General features: G+C 62.5%; 21 protein-coding genes and 1 riboswitch. Of the genes, 20 read left to right on the top strand and 1 reads right to left on the bottom strand.

The window, feature by feature from the left end; translation table 11 throughout:
• Positions 1-33: 33 nt before the first annotated feature.
• A riboswitch (Lysine riboswitch) is annotated at positions 34-218 on the top strand.
• Between the two features lie 102 nt (positions 219-320).
• The 8 genes from lysA to ytfJ all read left to right on the top strand — a co-directional run bounded on the left by lysA (position 321) and on the right by ytfJ (position 6,978).
• Positions 321-1,655 (top strand): diaminopimelate decarboxylase, encoded by a 1,335-nt coding sequence (gene lysA, locus RIN56_00870; protein ID MDR7865333.1) that lies wholly within the window; start codon positions 321-323, stop codon positions 1,653-1,655.
• Between the two features lie 109 nt (positions 1,656-1,764).
• Positions 1,765-2,865, top strand: a complete 1,101-nt coding sequence (locus RIN56_00875; protein MDR7865334.1) for a hypothetical protein — start codon at positions 1,765-1,767, stop codon at positions 2,863-2,865.
• 21 nt (positions 2,866-2,886) lie between these two features.
• On the top strand, positions 2,887-3,507 hold the full coding sequence (locus tag RIN56_00880) for a site-2 protease family protein (protein ID MDR7865335.1): 621 nt from the start codon (positions 2,887-2,889) through the stop codon (positions 3,505-3,507).
• A 16-nt stretch (positions 3,508-3,523) separates the two neighbouring features.
• The gene (trpS, locus tag RIN56_00885) at positions 3,524-4,510 is read left to right on the top strand and encodes a tryptophan--tRNA ligase (GenBank protein ID MDR7865336.1); all 987 of its coding nucleotides are present in this window, start codon (positions 3,524-3,526) and stop codon (positions 4,508-4,510) included.
• Positions 4,511-4,513: 3 nt separating this feature from the next.
• Positions 4,514-5,236 (top strand): segregation/condensation protein A, encoded by a 723-nt coding sequence (locus RIN56_00890; protein MDR7865337.1) that lies wholly within the window; start codon positions 4,514-4,516, stop codon positions 5,234-5,236.
• On the top strand, positions 5,236-5,787 hold the full coding sequence (gene scpB, locus RIN56_00895; GenBank protein MDR7865338.1) for an SMC-Scp complex subunit ScpB: 552 nt from the start codon (positions 5,236-5,238) through the stop codon (positions 5,785-5,787). Before RIN56_00890 ends, scpB begins: the two co-directional genes overlap by 1 nt.
• A gap of 73 nt (positions 5,788-5,860) precedes the next feature.
• Positions 5,861-6,556 (top strand): DUF2953 domain-containing protein, encoded by a 696-nt coding sequence (locus RIN56_00900; protein ID MDR7865339.1) that lies wholly within the window; start codon positions 5,861-5,863, stop codon positions 6,554-6,556.
• On the top strand, positions 6,529-6,978 hold the full coding sequence (gene ytfJ, locus RIN56_00905; GenBank protein ID MDR7865340.1) for a GerW family sporulation protein: 450 nt from the start codon (positions 6,529-6,531) through the stop codon (positions 6,976-6,978). Before RIN56_00900 ends, ytfJ begins: the two co-directional genes overlap by 28 nt.
• Positions 6,979-7,251: 273 nt before the next feature.
• On the opposite strand, the gene RIN56_00910 is transcribed toward ytfJ, so the two are convergent.
• Positions 7,252-7,440 (bottom strand): ferritin family protein, encoded by a 189-nt coding sequence (locus tag RIN56_00910; protein MDR7865341.1) that lies wholly within the window; start codon positions 7,438-7,440, stop codon positions 7,252-7,254.
• A 129-nt stretch (positions 7,441-7,569) separates the two neighbouring features.
• Between RIN56_00910 and RIN56_00915 the strand changes: the two genes are divergently transcribed.
• The 12 genes from RIN56_00915 to RIN56_00970 all read left to right on the top strand — a co-directional run bounded on the left by RIN56_00915 (position 7,570) and on the right by RIN56_00970 (position 18,709).
• Positions 7,570-8,712 (top strand): D-alanyl-D-alanine carboxypeptidase family protein, encoded by a 1,143-nt coding sequence (locus tag RIN56_00915; protein ID MDR7865342.1) that lies wholly within the window; start codon positions 7,570-7,572, stop codon positions 8,710-8,712.
• A 94-nt stretch (positions 8,713-8,806) separates the two neighbouring features.
• Positions 8,807-9,397 carry a nucleoside recognition domain-containing protein gene (locus tag RIN56_00920; protein MDR7865343.1) on the top strand — a complete coding sequence of 197 codons (591 nt, stop codon included), beginning with the start codon at positions 8,807-8,809 and terminating at the stop codon, positions 9,395-9,397.
• A 4-nt stretch (positions 9,398-9,401) separates the two neighbouring features.
• Entirely contained in the window at positions 9,402-9,941 is a 540-nt protein-coding gene (locus tag RIN56_00925) for a spore maturation protein (GenBank protein ID MDR7865344.1), read from the top strand.
• A 119-nt stretch (positions 9,942-10,060) separates the two neighbouring features.
• Entirely contained in the window at positions 10,061-11,341 is a 1,281-nt protein-coding gene (locus RIN56_00930; protein ID MDR7865345.1) for an FAD-dependent oxidoreductase, read from the top strand.
• A gap of 14 nt (positions 11,342-11,355) precedes the next feature.
• A complete protein-coding gene (locus RIN56_00935) occupies positions 11,356-12,333 on the top strand; it encodes a hypothetical protein (protein MDR7865346.1) in 978 nt (325 codons plus the stop codon).
• A gap of 20 nt (positions 12,334-12,353) precedes the next feature.
• Positions 12,354-13,088 carry a pseudouridine synthase gene (locus tag RIN56_00940; GenBank protein MDR7865347.1) on the top strand — a complete coding sequence of 245 codons (735 nt, stop codon included), beginning with the start codon at positions 12,354-12,356 and terminating at the stop codon, positions 13,086-13,088.
• A 103-nt stretch (positions 13,089-13,191) separates the two neighbouring features.
• Positions 13,192-14,457, top strand: coding sequence for an NAD(P)/FAD-dependent oxidoreductase (locus RIN56_00945; protein MDR7865348.1), 1,266 nt, complete (start codon positions 13,192-13,194; stop codon positions 14,455-14,457).
• Positions 14,458-14,488: 31 nt separating this feature from the next.
• Positions 14,489-15,016: a hypothetical protein gene (locus RIN56_00950; protein MDR7865349.1), complete on the top strand. Its 528-nt coding sequence runs from the start codon at positions 14,489-14,491 to the stop codon at positions 15,014-15,016.
• 82 nt (positions 15,017-15,098) lie between these two features.
• A complete protein-coding gene (gene aroF, locus RIN56_00955) occupies positions 15,099-16,136 on the top strand; it encodes a 3-deoxy-7-phosphoheptulonate synthase (GenBank protein ID MDR7865350.1) in 1,038 nt (345 codons plus the stop codon).
• The gene (aroA, locus tag RIN56_00960) at positions 16,133-17,440 is read left to right on the top strand and encodes a 3-phosphoshikimate 1-carboxyvinyltransferase (protein ID MDR7865351.1); all 1,308 of its coding nucleotides are present in this window, start codon (positions 16,133-16,135) and stop codon (positions 17,438-17,440) included. The genes aroF and aroA overlap by 4 nt, the downstream gene beginning before the upstream one ends.
• Positions 17,437-18,114, top strand: a complete 678-nt coding sequence (gene cmk / locus RIN56_00965; protein ID MDR7865352.1) for a (d)CMP kinase — start codon at positions 17,437-17,439, stop codon at positions 18,112-18,114. The genes aroA and cmk overlap by 4 nt, the downstream gene beginning before the upstream one ends.
• Complete coding sequence (locus RIN56_00970) at positions 18,104-18,709, top strand: lysophospholipid acyltransferase family protein (protein MDR7865353.1); 606 nt, start codon at positions 18,104-18,106, stop codon at positions 18,707-18,709. Before cmk ends, RIN56_00970 begins: the two co-directional genes overlap by 11 nt.
• The last annotated feature ends 4 nt before the right edge of the window (positions 18,710-18,713 follow it).

Below are 18,713 nucleotides of genomic sequence, written 5' to 3' on the forward strand. Positions count from 1 at the left end.
CGTATATACTAAAATGAAACCAATTAAATACCCGTGTTGTATAGAGGTGCGGGCGATTATCAGTACCTGGGGCGAGCTTGCCGAAGCGATGAGCCGCAGGGAAAGGAATACCCGCCGAAGCCGGTGTTTTCGGGCAGAAAACTCGGCTGGGCTTGTGGCTGAACAAGCACAAGACTGTCATCCGGCGTATCCGCGCCGGGTGGAGCGCTATCTCACCGGCAAGAAAGTCTTTCTTTGAAGACGCGCGGTTGTGAGGTAGCTTGCAACCGCTTTTGTATTTTGTATCCGCCAATTCCGTCAACACCGAAAGGAGAATCCCCATGAACCTTCACGGCACAATGCGCATCAACGAGGCCGGCCATCTTGAAATCGGCGGCTGCGACACGGTGGACCTGGCCCGCCAGTTCGGCACCCCCCTCTACGTCATGGACGAAGCCCTGCTGCGCGATAATTGCCGCGCCTACGTCGAATCCTTCCAAAAACACTACCCGAACTCGGAAGTCATATACGCCAGCAAAGTCTTCTCCACCATGGCCATGTGCCGGCTGGTGGCCGAAGAGGACATGGGGCTCGACGTCGTCTCCGGCGGCGAACTCTACACCGCGCTGGCCAGCGGTTTCTCGCCCGGCCGCATCTACTTCCACGGCAACAACAAATCGCCCGAGGAACTGGAAATGGCCCTCGAGGCCCGCGTTGGCCGCTACGTCGTCGACAACTTCTGTGAAATGGATATCCTCAACGAACTTGCCCGCCAGCGCAAAACAAAAGCCAAAATCCTCATCAGGGTATCGCCCGGCATCGACGCCCACACCCACCATTACATCAAAACCGGCATGATCGACTCCAAATTCGGCCTCGCCATCGCCAACGGCCAGGCGCTGATGGGCGTCGAAAAGGCGCTCGGCATGAAAAACCTCGAATTCAAAGGCATCCATTGCCACATCGGCTCGCAGATCTTCGACCTCAACTCCTACAAAGAAGCGGCCGCCACCATGATGGCCTTCGTCAAAGAGATCAAAACCAAAACCGGCTACGCCTGTGAGGAACTCAACCTCGGCGGCGGTCTGGGCATCTACTACACCGAAGGCGACGCTCCCCAGCCGATTAGCGAACTCGTCGCCCTCATGACCCAAACGGTGCGCGAGATGGCAGCCGCCCACAACCTGCCCCTGCCGAAGATCATCGTCGAACCCGGCCGGTCGATCGTCGGCGAAGCCGGCGTCACCCTCTACACCGTCGGCTCGGTCAAAGACATTCCGGGGATCCGCAAATACGTGGCCGTCGACGGCGGCATGACCGACAACCCGCGTCCCGCCCTCTACCAGGCTAAATACGAAGCCGCCCTCGCCAACAAGATGAACGTCCCCGGCGAAGAAACCGTTTCCATCGCCGGCAAATGCTGCGAATCGGGCGACATGCTCATCTGGGACATCGAGCTGCCGCCGACCGTCCCTGGCGACATCCTCGCCGTATCCTCCACCGGCGCCTACAACTACTCCATGGCCAGCAACTACAACCGCAACCGTCGCCCGGCCGTTGTCTTCGCCAGCGGCGGCAAGGCCGAACTGGTCGTAAAACGGGAAAGCTACGAAGACCTCGTCCGCAACGATATTGTACCGGAACGGATGCAGAACAAAGTCGCCTGCCTGGCTTAAAAAATCACCCGCCATTCGGGACCCGGCCTGCGCCGGGTCCTCATATTTTGCATCGACGCGATTTTCTAGTATAATTTAGAAGTGAAGTCTGAAAGCGGGGGAGACCGCCATGAACAACGACCCTGCTTCGCTGCTCGCCGGCCATCCCCAGGCGCAGCTTCTGGCCGACATCGGCAGGCACGCCGCCGCAGCCGGTTTCCCGGTCGCGGCCGTGGGCGGGTTTGTCCGCGACCTGCTGCTGGGCATAATAAGTCAGGATATCGACATCGTCGTCGAAGGCGATGCCATTGCCTGTGCCCGTCTTCTGGCCGGCCGCCTGGGCGGCGCCGTGACCAAAACCTCACGCTTCGGCACCGCCGTCCTCATGGCGGGCGACACCCGCATCGACCTGGCGATGGCCCGGACGGAGCGCTACCCCCACCCCGGCGCGCTGCCGGAAGTCAGCCCCGGCAAACTCGCCGACGACCTGTGGCGGCGCGATTTCACCGTCAACGCCATCGCCCTCGGCATCGGCCCGGACTGCTTCGGCGTTCTGATCGACGACGTGGGGGGGAGGGAGGACCTCCGCGAAGGCTTCATCCGCATCCTCCACCCCGCGAGCTTCAGCGACGATCCCACCCGGATGCTGCGCGCCGTCCGCCTGGCGCACCGGCTGCGTTTTTCCCTTGCCGCCGCCACCGCCGAGTGCCTGCGGGAAGCCGTCCGCGGCCGTTATTGGCTGACTGTAGGCTCCCACCGCCTTGGCCGGGAAATCCGGCTGCTCTTCCGGGAAAACGACTGGCCGGGGCTTTGCCGCAGCCTCGATAACTGGGGACTGTTCAGCCCCCTCTTCGCTACAGGGCTGACGGCGGCGAAACTCACCGCCCTGGAGAGCATCGATGTCGCCGCCGGCTGCCTGGGGCGCTGCGGCCTGGCCTTCGAACGCACGGCGGTCGCTGCCCTGATAATCGGCGGCCGCGCCGGCTACTGGCTGCAGAGCGAAAGCGAATGCGCCCTGCCGGGCAGGCTGTCCGCCATCCGCAAGCTGCTCGCCGCGCCGGGCGCAGATGCCTGCCTGCACGGCGAGCTTGCAGATATTCCCCCGGCGATGCTTGCCTATCTATGGATAATATGCCAAAATGAAGAGGAACGGTTACGACTGCAAACAGCGCTGGCCGGAATGCACTTGCCCCGCGAGCGGGGCGGCAATTCCAGACCAGGACACGGCTGAGCCGTATAAGGAGGATAATTAGTGTTTGGCTTTGACCCTGACATGGTATTTCGCATCCCCGCCCTGCTCATAGCCCTCACCGTGCACGAATACGCCCACGCCCGCGCCGCCGTATCCCTTGGCGACCCTACGCCGCGCTACGCCGGCCGGTTGACGCTCAACCCCATCCCCCACCTCGACCCCATCGGCCTCATCATGCTGTGGCTGTTCAGCTTCGGCTGGGCCAAGCCCGTCCCCATCAACCCCTTCAACCTCAGAAACGGCCGCTGGGGCATCCTGAGCGTCTCGCTGGCCGGACCGGGGGCCAACCTCGTCATGGCATTTATCAGCGCCCTTGTCTTCAGCGTCGTTGCCAAGCTGCACCTCGGCACCCCTGAAATATTCAAGGTAATCCAGTGGACGTTCACCTACAACCTCATCCTGGCCGTCTTCAACCTCATCCCCGTGCCGCCGCTCGACGGCTCGCAGATAATCTCCAGCTTTCTGCCGCCGCGCCAGGCCGACGCCTTCGAACGCATCGCCCCCTACGGGCCCTTCATCCTCATGGCGCTCGTCTACCTCAAAATCATCGGCGCGGTCATCTACCCCGTCCAAGCCTTTCTCAGCAGCATCATCACCGCCATCGTAGCGTTTATCGTTTAGGAGGAACAAAGCAACCATGAGCAAAGGACGTATCTTCAGCGGCATGCAGCCGTCCGGCAAATTCCACCTCGGCAACTACCTCGGGGCCTTGGAAAACTGGGTAAAGCTCCAGTACGACTACGACTGCGTCTTCAGCATCGTCGACTGGCACGCCCTCACCTCGATGTACGAGGACACCAGCAAAATCCCCGAATACATACACGAAATGGCCCTCGACTGGCTGAGCGGCGGCCTCGACCCCGAGCGCAACATCATCTTCGTCCAGTCCCATGTCAAAGAACACGCCGAACTCCACCTGCTGCTCTCCATGATGACTCCGCTCTCCTGGCTGGAGAGGGTGCCCAGCTACAAGGACAAGCTCCAGCAGCTCGGCGCGATGGGCAAAGAGATTAACACCTACGGCTTCCTCGGCTACCCGGAACTTATGACCGCCGACATAATCCTCTACAAAGCCGACACCGTGCCGGTCGGCGAAGACCAGATCCCCCACGTCGAACTCTCGCGGGAAATCGTTCGCCGCTTCAACGGTATGTACGGTCCCGTCTTTCCCGAGCCCATGCATAAACTCAGCCAAGCGTCCGTGCTGCCCGGCATCGACGGCCGTAAGATGAGCAAATCATATGGCAACGAAATACCCTATGCCGCACCCCCGGAAGAACTCAAAGCCAGGGTGAGGATGATGATCACCGATCCGCAGCGCGTCAAGAAAACCGACGCCGGCGACCCCGCCGTCTGTACCGTTTACACCTTCCACAAACTCTTCAACAAAGAAGAGCTCGAAGACATCGGCGGCAAATGCCGCACCGCCTGCATCGGCTGCGTCGACTGTAAAAAACTCCTCGCCGAGCGGATGTCCGCCAGCCTGGCCGATATCCATGCCCGGCGGTCCGCCCTTGAAGCCAACCCCGGACGGGTCAGGGAAATCCTCGTCCACGGCGCCGAACGGGCCCGCAAGATCGCCGCCGCCACCATGGAGGAAGTCCGCGCCGCCATGCGGCTGTAAGCCATGAGCACCGCCGAATACAAGGTCAAGCTCGAAGCCTTCGAAGGCCCGCTGGCCCTTCTCATGCACCTCATCGACAAAAACCAGGTAGACATCTACGACATCCCCATCGCTGTCGTCACCGAGCAATACCTCGACTACATCCGGGCCATGGAACAATTCAACATCGACGTCGCCAGCGAATTCCTCGTCATGGCCGCCACGCTGCTGCAGATAAAATCGCGCATGCTGCTGCCCAAGCCGCCGGCCGCCGAGCAACTGGCCGAAGAAGTAGACCCGCGCCAGGAACTCGTGCAGCGGCTCCTGGAATATCGCCGCTTCAAACAGGCCGCCGCCGACCTCGAAGAAATGCTGCGCAAGCGCGAACAGTTCATCGCCCGGCCGCCCGGCTATTTCGCCACCAAAATCGTCCTGCCCGAGGGACTCAAGCTCGACGACCTCATCGAAGCCTTCGCCGCCGTTTGGGAAAGCGCTGTCGACGAATTCGCCTTCATCGCCCGCGAAGAAATAAGCGTCCAGGATAAAATGCAGGACATCCTCCTGCTCCTCCGCAAACAGGGCGGCCGGCTGGAATTCGCCCAAACCCTTATCCGCAGCGGTTCACGCACCGAAATGGTGACAGCCTTCCTGGCGCTCTTGGAACTAATCCGCCTCAAACGTATCCATATAGAGCAGGAACGGAGCTTCGGCCCCATCTACCTTAGCTTGGGAGAGGTCGTGCACTGATGTTTTACGGACACCTTAAGGGCCACGTCGAAGCCCTGCTGTTCGCGAGCGGCAACCCCGTCCCCGCCAACAAGCTTGCCCAGATCCTTGAAATAGACGCCGAAAACGTCGCCGCGCTCGTCGCCGAACTCAAACAAGACATGGTCGCCGCCGACCGCGGGCTGACCATCCTCGACGTCGCCGGCGGTTACCAGCTGTGCAGCAAACCGGAGCTTGCGCCGATCATCGACAAGCTCATCGAAGTGCAGGAAGCCCGCATGTCGCTGGCTGCCATGGAAACGCTGGCCATCATTGCCTTCAAACAGCCGGTCACCAAACTGGAAATCGAACACATCCGCGGCGTAAAGGTCGACGGCGTTGTCACCACCCTCGCCGAGCGGGGCCTCATCAAAGAAGTCGGCCGCAAGGAAGCCATCGGCCGGCCGATACTCTACGGCACCACCGACGACTTCCTCAAATGCTTCGGCCTCGCCACCCTCGACGATCTGCCAGACCTGGCCGAACTGCTCAATGTAGAGCCCCCCGACGAACTCCCGGAGGCCGATGAATAAACTTGACCAGCCCGCGCATGCGGGCGGTTTTTTTTGCCATAATATTACTATCCGCGCGGGGAGGGGGGAGAGCATGGAGACTTGGCTGGCGGTATGGCTGGCGACGACGCTGCTTGTCCTTGCCCTGGCCCGGCTGAAGCTGTTCATCAGCCTGTCCTATCGGCGGCAGGGCGAAGACGACCGTCTCGACATCGACGTCTACGCCCTCAAAAAACTCATCAGCTACCACCTCGAAGTACCCCTCGTGCGGCTCGCGCGCCGCGGCGGCCTGCCATGGCCGGAATCGGTCGTCGACACGCCCGGCGGCCAGACCGAAACGCGCGCCGGCGCCGAACAGCGCTTTACCCGCAACACCTGGAAAATATTCCGTCACCATCCCCGCCATTGGCGCTATCTGATGAAACAGCTCCGTTACTACACCCGTATCTACAAGCGGCTGATCACGAGCATACTCGTCGCGGTTGCCTGCGAAAAGCTCTCCTGGCGGACCTGCTTCGGCACAGGCGACGCCGCCCTCACCGGCATCTCGGCTGGCCTGCTGTGGCAGTTGAAAACCCAGACCTACGCCTACATGCAGCGCCGGCTGAAAAGCGTCGTCAGGCCGGCCTTCCGGGTTTCGCCGCACTATGCCAGGGAAGGCGTCGAAATCGAACTCGAGTGTATATTCAGCATCACGCTGGGCAATGTTATTAACGCGATAGCGACAGCCATCCGGCACCTGGGAAGGGGGAACGACAGGCAGTGGAAGAACACCCAATCCAAAGTCTGATGAAAACGGCCATGGAAAGCATCAAAGGGATGGTTGACGTAAACACCATCGTCGGCGACGCCGTGGAAACAGCCGACGGCACCGTCATCATCCCGATTTCGCGCGTCACTTTCGGCTTCGCCGCAGGCGGCGGCGACTTCGAAACCGAAGAGACCGTCCAGCACGACGGTCATCCCTTCGGCGGCGGCAGTGGCGCCGGCGTCAGCGTCAAACCGGTAGGTTTTCTGGTGTGCTCGCCGGTAAACGGCATAAGATTCATGCCGGTGGAAGGCAATCAGATCTACGACCGGCTTATCGACATGGTCCCGCAGGCCCTCACGAAGATACAGGAAATCATGCGCAGCCGCGACGCGCAGGATGAGTTCGACGAGCTTGCCGAGACGGCCGAAACCCAAGGCGCAAACCATCAGCCAAGTATGTAGGCGAACCGTTGATGGCCTCATCTGCTGTGTTGCCCCTGCGGGCGTTTGCTAGCGTACATCCGAGTACGCGGCCGGGCGCTGCGCCATCCATGGCGCGCCCGGCACTAGGCCCATCCGGGGCCGTCGTCGCTGCACGTCCTCAGGGCGCCTTGCATCTGAAGGCCCTGAACGGTTCGCGCACAATCCCCATTTAGAACGACCGGTTATTCATCCCTAACCCATACAAAAACCCGCACATACCAGTGCGGGTTTTTCGCATATACATCTACTGCCTCAGTGCAAGCCGGCCAGTTTATCCTTGATCTGGGTGGCGTGCAACGCTTCCGCTTCGGCAAAATGCCGGTACAGCTTCGCGACTTCGGGGTTGTCGATCTGCTCGGCAAAAGTCTGATAGTCACGCACCAATTCCTGTTTCTGGGTCAAAGTCGTGCGCAAGGCCGTCTTGACGTCAAGCACTTCCATGCTTTCACCTCCTTAAACTGGTTATATTATGTCCTCGGTGCGGCGCAAAAATGTATGACGACTTTGACGTACGGGGAAAACATAGTTATAATAGTTATTGGTCTGTGATAATTAACTGGAGAGGTTTACATGAAAAAAACGGCGTTTGCCACGCTGATTCTATTTATACTCATCATGCCCCGTACGGCTTGGGGCGCTCCGGCTGAACCAACCCTGACAGCCAAATCGGCCATTGTCATCGAAGCCTCCACCGGCAAGATCATCTTCGCCAAAGGGGCCTCCGACCGCCGGCCGCCCGCCAGCACGACGAAAATGATGACCCTCATCGTCGCCCTCGAACACGGCAACCTCAACGACCTCGTCACCACCAGCCCAGGCGCGGCGGCCACCGAAGGCTCGTCGATGTGGCTCGCCCCCGGCGAGCAGCTCAAACTGGGCGACCTGCTCTACGGCATGATGCTCGTTTCCGGCAACGACGCCACCGTCGCCGTCGCCGAACACATATCGGGCTCGATAGACAAATTCGCCCGCCTCATGACCGAAAAAGCCCGCGCCATCGGCGCTCTGAACACCAACTTCACCAACTCCAGCGGCCTGCCCGGGCCGCAGCATTACTCGACCGCCAGCGACCTCGCCCGCATCGCCGCCTATGGCTACAAAAACCCGCTCTTTTCCAAGATCGTCGGCACCAGACACGCCGTCGTTCCCTGGCCGGGCAAAGACCACGACCGCGATCTCTACAACGAAAACAAACTCCTCTGGCAGTATGAGGGCGGCAACGGCGTCAAAACCGGCTTCACCGAGGAGGCCGGCCGCTGCCTGGTATCGGGCGCGAAGCGCAACGGCATCCAGCTCGTGGCCGTCGTTCTCGACGGCGATCGGATGTGGGAAGACTCCATTAAAATGCTTGACTACGGTTTCAGCCGCCTGCAGCCGGTAAAAATGTTCGGCCAGGGCGACATCATGAAAACGGTGAGAGTGGTCGACGGCAAAAGTGAGCAAGTCAGGCTCATCGCCGCCAGCACCCTTTCCGTGCCCGTCGCTCAGGGCGACCGGGATGGTTTTTCGACAGTGATCGAAGCCCCCGATCGCGTCGACGCCCCGGTAAACGCCGGGCAGAAGCTCGGCACGGTCAAGACCTTTTACCGCAACACCGAAATAGCGTCCGTCGATCTGCTGGCCGCCGAGCAAGCCGAGCGCAAGTCGTTCTTCAGCCTTATATGGGGGTCGCTATGGAGTTTCTTCACCTTCATCGTGAAGAACCTGGCCTGACCTATCCGCACACAAGCCGCCGCGAGGCGGCTTTTCATTTCCCGTTCTAGCCGGCCGGATTCGCTCATACCTTCCACATAAGGAGGGGAGGCATATGATAAACCTCATCTGGCTGCTGCTCCTGGCCGGCGGGATAATTTACGCCGGGCTGACGGGCAGAATCGAACTGATCACCCCCAGCGCCATAACCGCCGCGGAGAACGCGGTGACCCTGGCATTTAAACTCACCGGCGTAATGTGTCTGTGGCTGGGGATGATGAAAATAGCCGAAAGGGCGGGGCTGGTGCGGCTTATGTCCTTCATCATCGGTCCCTTTATCCGCAGGATTTTCCCCGGCGTGCCGCCGAGCCACCCGGCCATGGGAGCGATCGTCATGACGGTGAGCGCCAACATGCTGGGGTTGGGCAACGCCGCCACGCCGCTGGGCATAAAGGCTATGCAGGAACTGCAGAAGCTCAGCCGCGACCGCGAGACCGCCACGCCGGCGATGTGCACATTGCTGGCGCTGTGCACCACCGGCGTCACCCTCGTCCCGGCCACCGTCATCGCCCTCAGGGCCGCCGCCGGCTCCGCCGATCCGGCGGAAATCGTCGGCGCCACGCTGGCGGTGAGCTTCACCGCCGCCGCGGCCGCTCTCGCCGTGGACCGGATCTGCCGGGCGGCGTATAGCGGCCGGGGGCGGTAGCGCCGTGTTCGCCCTCATCTGCGAGCTGCTTTCCGCCTGGGCAATCCCGCTCGTGCTCCTCCTCATCCCTCTGGCAGGCTACCTTCGACGGGTCAGGGTATACGAAGCCTTCGTCGAAGGGGCGTCCGAAGGCTTCCAGACCGCCGTGCGGATAATGCCCTTTCTAGTGGCGATGCTCGTGGCCGTCGGCGTCTTCCGCTCCTCAGGCGCGCTCGACGACTGCGTCGCCGCCCTTAAGCCGCTCCTGTCGCTTGTCGGCGTCCCGCCCGAGCTCGTGCCGCTCGCAGTCATGCGCCCCCTGTCGGGCACCGGCGCCCTCGGCATGACAACCGAACTCCTCGCCAGCGAGGGGCCCGACTCGCTCGTCGGCCGGATGGCCTCCACCATCCTCGGCAGCACCGACACCACCTTCTACATCCTTACCGTCTACTTCGGCGCCGCCGGCATCCGCAATCCCCGCTACGCGGTCATCGTCGGCCTGGCCGGCGACATTACGGGCTTTTTCATGTCGATATACATCTGCCGAATGCTGTTTATCCCATAATTGTCTCGGTTGCCGATAAAACCCGTATCGGCAACCTTCCTTTTTGCCCCCCCGCAGTGGCACATCCGCCGTCCGGGAATACACTGTAATGTGAAAACGAAGAAAATGGGGGGACTGCGATGGTCAGAGTAGTGGTCGCCGGCGGCGGCTGGGCCGGGTGCGCAGCGGCCCTGGCTGCGGCCAAGGCTGGCGCCCAGGTGCTGCTTCTGGAGCGGACCGATATGCTCCTGGGAACAGGCCTGGTAGGGGGCATCTACCGCAACAACGGACGCTACACCGCCGCCGAGGAAGCGACGGCCATGGGGGGCGGCGATCTTTTTGTCGCCATGGATGCCAACGCCAGGCACCGGGGCATAAGCTTTCCCGGGCACAGTCATGCCTCGCTCTATGATGTCAGCGCCATGGAGCCGCTGGTGAAAAAAGTGCTGATAAACTATGGAATAACCGTACGGACAACAGCCAGGGTAGTGGACGTGCTAAAATACGGCCGCACGCTTCAGGCGCTAGTGATCGACGACGGCGAAGTCGTCAAAGGCGACGTCTTCGTGGACACCACCGGCACCGCCGGCCCGATGGGCAACTGCCTTAAATACGGCAACGGCTGCGCCATGTGTATCCTGCGCTGTCCGTCCTTCGGTCCCAGAGTAAGCGTCACCGCCCGCTCGCAGGTCAAAGAAATAATGGGCCTCAAAGCTGACGGAACGTATGGCGCCATGAGCGGCTCCTGCAAGCTCAACAAAGATTCGCTCAGCGCAGAAATCCGCGACCAACTGGAGCGAGAGGGGGCGGTTGTCTTGCCGGTGCCGGAGCACCTCGTCAAAAGCACCTCTCTCGGCCGCAAAGCCTGCTCGCAGTACGCGATCGCCGAATACGCCGCCAACCTTGTCCTGCTTGATACCGGCCACGCCAAACTCATGACATCCTACTTCCCGCTCGAAGACCTGCGCACCATCCCCGGACTGGAAAACGCCCGCTACGAAGACCCGTACGCCGGCGGCCAGGGCAACTCGGTCCGCTACCTCGGCATCGCACCCTGCGGCAACAACCTTAAAGTGGATAACGTCGACAACCTGTTCTGCGGCGGCGAAAAAGCGGGCATCTTCGTCGGCCACACCGAAGCGATCGTCACCGGCCTGCTCGCCGGCCACAACGCCGTCCGCCACTGTCTCGACATGTCCTACCTGGAGCTGCCGCGCACGGTCGCCTCGGGCGATATCATCGCCTTCGTCCACGACCAAATGGCTACAAAAGACGGGCTGCGCCTGCGTTACACATTTTCCGGCTCAGCCTACTTCGACCGGATGAAAGCCAGCGGACTCTACTCTGCCGACCGGGGCGAAATAGGCGACCGGGTGGCCAAAGCCGGCCTCACCGACGTATACGGCCAGTGCCTGGTGTGAGAGGGGGAGAGCGAATGAAGCGGAATCTGACGACCACCTGCATCGACATCAACTCGCCCTACTGCCCGTGCCTGCTGGCCGAAACCAACCACTGCGTGTTCTGCAGCCACCTCAAAGGGGAGCCGGTCTGCGACTGCAACTGGAGCGGGGTCTGCATACTATACGAACGCCGGTGGCAGCCTAAAAACGGCGTTTCGCGGGGCGACAACCCTCCCCGGCGGATCGAGGCGGACAGCGCAATTACCCGCAAAGAACTGATTGCCGAAAATACGTACCTGCTGGAATTCTGCGTCGGCAGCGACCTTGCGGCCGAACTCGGCAAAGCGGGAGCGTTCGTCTTCCTGCGCCTGCCTGACGACCCGCAATACTTCCACTTCCCTGTCGGCGTCATGAAAGTGAACGGCGCCTCAGTGCAAGTCGTCATAGAGGCGGTCGGCCCGAAATCCAGCCGCCTGCTCGACAACCCCGCCAATATGGTGACCGTCCGCGGCCCCTATTACAACGGAGTGCTCGGCCAGCCATGGATTGACAATATCACCTGTGGTACAATATTGTTGGTAGCAGGGGGGATGGGCCAGCCGCCTGCCCTGCCGATCGCCGCCCGCCTGGCGGCCAACAACAATCGCGTCATCGCCCTGCTGGCCCCCGGCAAGATCGGCCGGATATTCATCGACAAAGACCTGGAGGAACTGGGCGTCACCGTGCATACCGTCGACTCTTTCCGGCGGACCGGCAACGGCCTGCTGAGCAGGTGGCTCACCGACGGAGAAAAGCGCCCCGATCTGGTGGTCAGCGCCGGCCCGGACGAACAGCACTACGGCGTAATCGCCGCGATGCAGGCGGCGGGCGTCAACCTCCCCATGGCCGCCACCAACAACGCCACCCTCTGCTGCGGAGAAGGCATCTGCGGCAGCTGCGAGCGCGAAACCAGCGACGATCGCCGTATCCGCCTCTGCAAGGTACAAACCGACTTCAGCCAACTGACTCCCTGATAGGGACACAAGGAGGGGCCATGCCCGAAAGACTACAGAAAATCATCAGCCAGGCGGGGATAGCCTCCCGCCGCCACGCCGAAGAACTCATCACCGCCGGGCGGGTCACAGTAAACGGCCGGGTGGTCGCCGAGCTTGGCGCCAAAGTGGAGCCAGGCAGGGATGTCGTCGCCGTCGACGGCCACCCCCTGGCCGGCGAGGAAAAATACTACCTCCTGCTCAACAAACCCCGGGGTGTCGTCACCACCCTCAGCGACCCGCGGGGCCGGAAGACAGTCGCCGAACTTGTCGCCGCCGTGCCCGCGCGGCTATACCCTGTGGGCAGGCTCGACTACAACACCGAAGGGCTGTTGCTGCTCACCAACGACGGCCAGCTCACCCATGCCCTGACACACCCCAGCCATGAGATCGGCAAGACATACGTGGCCACCGTAGCCGGCCGTCCGGCCGAAGAAAAGCTCGACCGGCTGCGGATGGGCATCACCCTCGAAGACGGCGTCACCGCTCCGGCGCGAGTGAGGCTCACCGGCTACGACCCTGAAGCCAATGCCGCCACCCTCGCCATCGTCATCCACGAGGGACGCAACCGCCAGATCAGGCGGATGTGCGAAGCCATTGGCCATCCGGTTAGCAAACTCAAACGCACCGAATTCGCCTTCCTCACCCTGGAGGGCGTCCACCGCGGCCGCTACCGCCACCTGGAGCCGGAAGAAGTCGCCGAACTCAAGAAACTGGCTGGTCTGCCCGCGCGGTAACCGCGTCGTTCACTAAGCTCGGCGGCTGCGCCCGCATCCGCTGGGCTATTTTCATACCGCGGCAGACTGGAATATAGTGGATAAGAAACGGAGAACGACTGCGATGAAGAAAATCCTCGTCATAGGCGGCGGCGCCGCCGGACTAATGGCGGCAGCCAGCGCCGCCGAACACGGCGCGGACGTGACCCTGCTCGAAAAGATGCCCGCCGTCGGACGGAAACTTCTCATAACCGGCAAAGGACGCTGCAACGTCACAAACATCGCCGACATCAAAACCATCATCGACAACATGCCAGGCAACGGCCCCTTCCTCCACAGCGCCCTCGCCGCCTTTTCCAACAACGACCTGATGGCCTGGCTCGAAAAACGCGGCGTGCCGCTCAAGACCGAGCGGGGCGGGCGCGTCTTTCCGGTCAGCGACCAGGCCAGGGACGTCGTCGACGCCTTCGCCCGCGCCCTCGCCGACCGCGGTGTTTCCGTCGTGACCGGGCAGGCGGTGCGGGAAATCCGCCTTGCCGATGGACGGGCCTGCGGCGCCGCCACCGCCGATGGCCGCGAGTGGCAGGCCGACGCCGTAATTCTCGCCGCCGGCGGCGCCTCCTATCCGGGCACCGGCTCAAGCGGCGACGGCTATCGCATCGCCGCCGCCCTGGGTCATGCCGTCACCCCGCTCCGTCCCTCGCTCGTCCCGCTCGAAGTCGCCGAAGACTGGATCACCGACCTCCAGGGACTGGCCCTCAAAAACGTTGCCGTCGCCGCCATAGCCGGCGGCCGTCAGCTCGCCGCCGAATTCGGCGAACTGCTCTTCACCCACTTCGGCCTCTCCGGGCCGGTCATCCTCTCGCTCTCGAACCCCGTCGCGGCCGCCCTCCGCACCCGGCCGGGCGACGAGGTACTCATCGCCATCGACCTCAAACCGGCCCTCAGCGCCGAAACGCTGGACAAGCGCCTGCAGCGCGACTTTGTCAAATTCGCCCGCAAGCAATTCAAAAACTCGCTTGGCGAGCTGCTGCCCTCGCGCCTGACGGCGGTCATCGTCGATCTCAGCCACATCGACCCGGACAAGCCGGTGCATCAGATAACCAAAGAAGAACGCGCCCGTCTCGCCGGCCTGCTCAAACAGCTCACCTTCACAGTCACCGGCACCAGGCCGCTCGCCGAGGCCATCGTAACCGCCGGCGGCATAAGTACAAAAGAGATAAATCCCTCAACTATGGCGTCGCGCCTCGTTCCCGGCCTGTATTTCGCCGGCGAAGTCATCGACATCGACGGCTACACAGGCGGCTTCAACCTTCAGGCGGCCTTCTCCACCGGCTACGTCGCCGGGCGGGCGGCGGCCGCGGATAATGTGGAAAACAATTACAGATAATATAGCCATCCCTACCGTGGGAGGCTGCTTAATGAGGCGTCGCAATAAATACAATCCATTCGTCAACTGGGAACCGTTCCTCATTCGCCTGGCGGCAATGTGCGTCATTACACTCATTGCTGTCCAGGTGCTCATATACCACGACACGCCCCGCCGCTACCTATCGCGGGTCGACAGACTTGAAGGCGACCCGGTGACCTGGCAGACGCCGCTGGTGGCCGATGCGCCCCTCGTCATCAGCGAAGGATCGCCGGTCGCCAGCCGCATCCAAATGCTGCGGGAAAACAGGCTTGTCGTCATCCGCATCGTCCAGCCGGCCGCTGCGGTCGACGTATACCCCATAGTCAACGGTGAGCGGGTCGGCGACTTCAAGAGCGGCGAAGTCGCCGTCACCGTTTATGACGGCGACTACCTCGAAATCGACGCCAGCCGGTTGCCGGCAGCCGGCCGCTTCGTCGTCGCCGTACCCGGCGGCGGGCTCATCTCGCCGCTCGACGGCTTGGTCGTTGAAGGGCGGGGGGCGGCGGTGCCGATCGGCAAAGTCAAATTCAAACATTAGCGCAATATTGGAGGAAATTGGCGGCGGCGCGCGAAAATAATAATGTTAACCGCAAAGCGCCACCTAGGCCGGAGGATTGCCAATGATCATCGTCATGAACGCCCCCACCCCGGAACAGACAAACCGCGTCCTTGACAAAATCAGGCAGAGCGGTCTCGAACCGCACTGTCTCGTCGGCCGCGACAAAACCATAATCACCGCAGTCGGCGACACCGACCCCGGACGCTGTGAACAGTTCGAACGTCTTGCCGGCGTGGAACGTGTCGTCACAGTGCACACCCCCTTCAAACTGGTCAGCCGCGAATTCCGCGCCGAAAACAGCGTCGTTGCCGTCGGCGGCGTCCGCTTCGGCGCCGCCGACGTACCCGTCATTGCCGGGCCGTGCGCCGTCGAAGGCTACGAACAGTTCCGCGAAGCGGCGCTAGGAGCCAAAGCCGCGGGGGCGGCGATGCTGCGGGGCGGCGCCTACAAACCGAGGACCTCGCCCTACAGCTTCCAGGGGCTCGAAAACGAAGGCCTCAACATTCTCCATACCGTCGGCCGGGAAGTCGGTTTGCCGGTAGTCACCGAAGTCACCGATCCCCGCGCGGTCGGGCTGGTCGCCGAACATGCGGACATGCTCCAAATCGGCGCCCGCAACATGCAAAACTTCGTCCTCCTCAAGGAAGTGGCGCGCGCCGGCCGCCCGGTGCTGCTCAAGCGCGGCGTCGCCGCCACCGTCGAAGAATGGCTCATGGCCGCTGAATACCTGATGTCCGGCGGCGCCGCCGACGTCGTCCTCTGCGAACGCGGCATCCGCACCTTCGAAAACTATACCCGCAACACCCTCGACCTCTCAGCCGTACCGCTCGTCAAACACCTCAGCCACCTGCCGGTCGTCGTCGACCCCAGCCACGGCACCGGCAACTGGCGGCTCGTCGGCCCGATGGCCAAAGCGGCTGTCGCCGCCGGCGCCGACGGCCTGATAATCGAAGTCCACCCCTGGCCGGAAGAAGCGATGTCCGACGGACCACAATCCCTCACATTGGCCAATTTTCGCCAACTGACAAGCGAACTCGCCAAAGTGGCGGCCGCGGTAGGCCGGTCGATAAATAACGGAAAGGGTGGGGCGAAGCGATGAAAGAATCGATAAAACCCGTCAGGAGACTGACGGGGGAGATTGCCATCCCCGGCGACAAATCCATATCCCACCGCAGCGTCATGCTGGCTGGCCTGGCCGACGGCCCGGTGAGAATCCGCAACTTTCTCGCTGCCGCCGACTGCCTGTCCACCGTCGCCTGCATGCGCGCCCTCGGCGTCAAAATCGAAAGACCGGGCGAAAACGAACTTATCGTATTGGGCAATGGTCTCTACGGTCTCAGCGAACCTGAGGAAGTCCTAGATGCAGGCAACTCCGGCACCACCATCAGACTGCTGTCCGGCATCCTTGCCGGCCAGCCCTTCTTCAGCGTCCTCTCCGGCGACGGGTCGCTCCGCCGCCGCCCCATGGCCCGCGTAATCGCCCCCCTGGCCAAGATGGGCTGCCGCATATACGGGCGCGAGCAGTCCCGCTACGCCCCCCTGGCCATCGTCCCCGCCGACGGCATCCACGGCATCGACTACACCATGCCTGTCGCCAGCGCCCAGGTCAAATCGGCCCTGCTGTTTGCCGGCATGTTTGCCGACGGCCCCACCCGCATCACCGAACCCTACATATCCCGCGACCACAGCGAGCGCATGCTCCAGACCTTTGGCGCCAAAGTTACCCGCAGCGGCCTCACGGTCAGCCTCTCGCCGGTGCAGGAACTATCCGCCCCCCAGCTCATCGACGTTCCCGGCGACATCAGCTCGGCGGCCTTCTGGCTCGTCGCCGCCACCATCATCCCCGGCAGCCGGCTGCGGCTCACCAACGTAGGCATAAACCCCACCCGCACCGGCATCATCGATATCCTCCGCCAGATGGGCGCCGACATCGAGATAACCGCCCGGCACCAAGCCGGCGAAGAGCCGGTGGCCGACCTCGTCGTCACCGCGGCCGAACTCAACGGCACAACGATCGAGGGCGAAATCATCCCCCGCCTCATCGACGAGATACCCGTCCTGGCCGTCGCCGCCCTGTTCGCCAAAGGGCGCACAATCATCAGCGGCGCCGAAGAACTGCGCGTCAAGGAAACCGACCGGCTCAGGGCGATCACCCTCGAATTGACAAAAATGGGCGCGCGCATCGAAGAAACGGCCGACGGGCTCATCATCGACGGCCCACAGGCGCTTACCGCCGCCGTCTGCCACTCCCACGACGACCACCGCATGGCCATGGCCCTGGCGGTCGCCGGCCTGGCGGCAGGCGGGGCCGAAATAGAAGAAGCGGCATGCGTGGCCATATCATACCCGCGGTTCTTTGCGCAAATCGCCGCATTCCAGGAAGCAGCCGGAGGAGCGGAATGAAAAAACTCATCATCGCCATCGACGGCCCCGCGGGGGCGGGCAAAAGCACCGTTGCCCGGCTCGTGGCCGAACGCATGGGCTATACCTACATCGACACCGGCGCCATGTACCGGGCCGTTACCTGGGAGACAATTCGCCGCGGCATCGCCGCCGACGACGGCGACAAAACCGCCGCCGTCGCCCGGGCCATCAACCTGCAGCTTGCCACCGTCGCCGGCAAAACCCTCGTCAAAATCGACGACACCGACATTACCGACGCCATTCGCACCCCCGAAATATCGCGCCTGGTATCCGAAGTATCGAAAAACGGCGGCGTGCGCCAAGCCATGGTCCACCTCCAGCGCCAACTCGCCGGCCTCGGCGGCGTTGTCATGGACGGCCGCGACATCGGCACGCATGTTTTGCCAGACGCCGACATAAAAATATTTCTGACGGCGTCCATCGCCGAGCGGGCGCGCCGCCGCTGGCGCGAGCTAACCGACAAAGGCTATGCCGTCGACCTCGACGAACTGCAGGCAGAAATCGCCGGCCGCGACAAGGCCGACTGCGAACGCGCCATTGCCCCTCTCGTCCAGGCGGCGGACGCCGTCCTGGTCGATACCACCGACCTCACCATTCCCCAGGCGGTGGAAGCGATACTTCAGCTATGCGAGGCGAAGACCGGTGTTCTATAAAACCCTCCGCTCGCTCGTGCGGATTATCCTGCGCATCGCCTTCCGTTTCAGCGTCAGCGGCGTCGAAAACATCCCCGCCACGGGCGGCGTCATCATCGCCCCCAATCACATCAGCAACCTCGATCCTCCCGTCATCGGCTGCGCCCTGCCTGGCAACCGGCGCATTCGCTTCATGGCCAAGATCGAGCTCTTTCAAAACGCGGCCGTCCGCTGGGTCGTCACCGCCCTCGGCGCCTTCCCCGTCCGCCGCGGCATGGCCGACCGCACCGCCATCCGCACCGCCCTCGCCTTCCTTGAGCAGGGAGGGACGGTCGGCATCTTTCCCGAAGGGACCCGCAGCAGAACGGGCGCTTTAGGCCGCGCCGAGCCCGGCCTGGGCATGATTGCCGTCAAGGCAGGCGTCCCCGTCGTTCCCGTAGCCGTCTCCGGCACCAACAAACTCTTCCGCGACGGCCATATTCTGCCGCGGATCGCGGTCACATTCGCCGCCCCGGTAATCGTCCCTCCCGGCAGGACTGACAAAGAAGCCGTAGAATACATAAACGAACAGGTAATCGGCGAGATTGCCAGGATGCTGGCCAAGGAAGGAGGCTGACCGC

The organism is Sporomusaceae bacterium, assembly GCA_031460455.1.
Lineage (GTDB): Bacteria > Bacillota > Negativicutes > Sporomusales > UBA7701 > Anaeroselena.

What these genes read in the sequence shown, in the direction of transcription:
- lysA (MDR7865333.1), top strand. Translation starts at nt 321, where the DNA reads ATGAACCTTCACGGCACAATGCGCATCAACGAGGCCGGCCATCTTGAA.
- RIN56_00875 (MDR7865334.1), top strand. Translation starts at nt 1,765, where the DNA reads ATGAACAACGACCCTGCTTCGCTGCTCGCCGGCCATCCCCAGGCGCAG.
- trpS (MDR7865336.1), top strand. Translation starts at nt 3,524, where the DNA reads ATGAGCAAAGGACGTATCTTCAGCGGCATGCAGCCGTCCGGCAAATTC.
- RIN56_00890 (MDR7865337.1), top strand. Translation starts at nt 4,514, where the DNA reads ATGAGCACCGCCGAATACAAGGTCAAGCTCGAAGCCTTCGAAGGCCCG.
- scpB (MDR7865338.1), top strand. Translation starts at nt 5,236, where the DNA reads ATGTTTTACGGACACCTTAAGGGCCACGTCGAAGCCCTGCTGTTCGCG.
- RIN56_00900 (MDR7865339.1), top strand. Translation starts at nt 5,861, where the DNA reads ATGGAGACTTGGCTGGCGGTATGGCTGGCGACGACGCTGCTTGTCCTT.
- RIN56_00910 (MDR7865341.1), bottom strand. Translation starts at nt 7,440, where the DNA reads ATGGAAGTGCTTGACGTCAAGACGGCCTTGCGCACGACTTTGACCCAG.
- RIN56_00915 (MDR7865342.1), top strand. Translation starts at nt 7,570, where the DNA reads ATGAAAAAAACGGCGTTTGCCACGCTGATTCTATTTATACTCATCATG.
- RIN56_00920 (MDR7865343.1), top strand. Translation starts at nt 8,807, where the DNA reads ATGATAAACCTCATCTGGCTGCTGCTCCTGGCCGGCGGGATAATTTAC.
- RIN56_00930 (MDR7865345.1), top strand. Translation starts at nt 10,061, where the DNA reads ATGGTCAGAGTAGTGGTCGCCGGCGGCGGCTGGGCCGGGTGCGCAGCG.
- RIN56_00935 (MDR7865346.1), top strand. Translation starts at nt 11,356, where the DNA reads ATGAAGCGGAATCTGACGACCACCTGCATCGACATCAACTCGCCCTAC.
- RIN56_00940 (MDR7865347.1), top strand. Translation starts at nt 12,354, where the DNA reads ATGCCCGAAAGACTACAGAAAATCATCAGCCAGGCGGGGATAGCCTCC.
- RIN56_00945 (MDR7865348.1), top strand. Translation starts at nt 13,192, where the DNA reads ATGAAGAAAATCCTCGTCATAGGCGGCGGCGCCGCCGGACTAATGGCG.
- RIN56_00950 (MDR7865349.1), top strand. Translation starts at nt 14,489, where the DNA reads ATGAGGCGTCGCAATAAATACAATCCATTCGTCAACTGGGAACCGTTC.
- aroF (MDR7865350.1), top strand. Translation starts at nt 15,099, where the DNA reads ATGATCATCGTCATGAACGCCCCCACCCCGGAACAGACAAACCGCGTC.
- aroA (MDR7865351.1), top strand. Translation starts at nt 16,133, where the DNA reads ATGAAAGAATCGATAAAACCCGTCAGGAGACTGACGGGGGAGATTGCC.
- cmk (MDR7865352.1), top strand. Translation starts at nt 17,437, where the DNA reads ATGAAAAAACTCATCATCGCCATCGACGGCCCCGCGGGGGCGGGCAAA.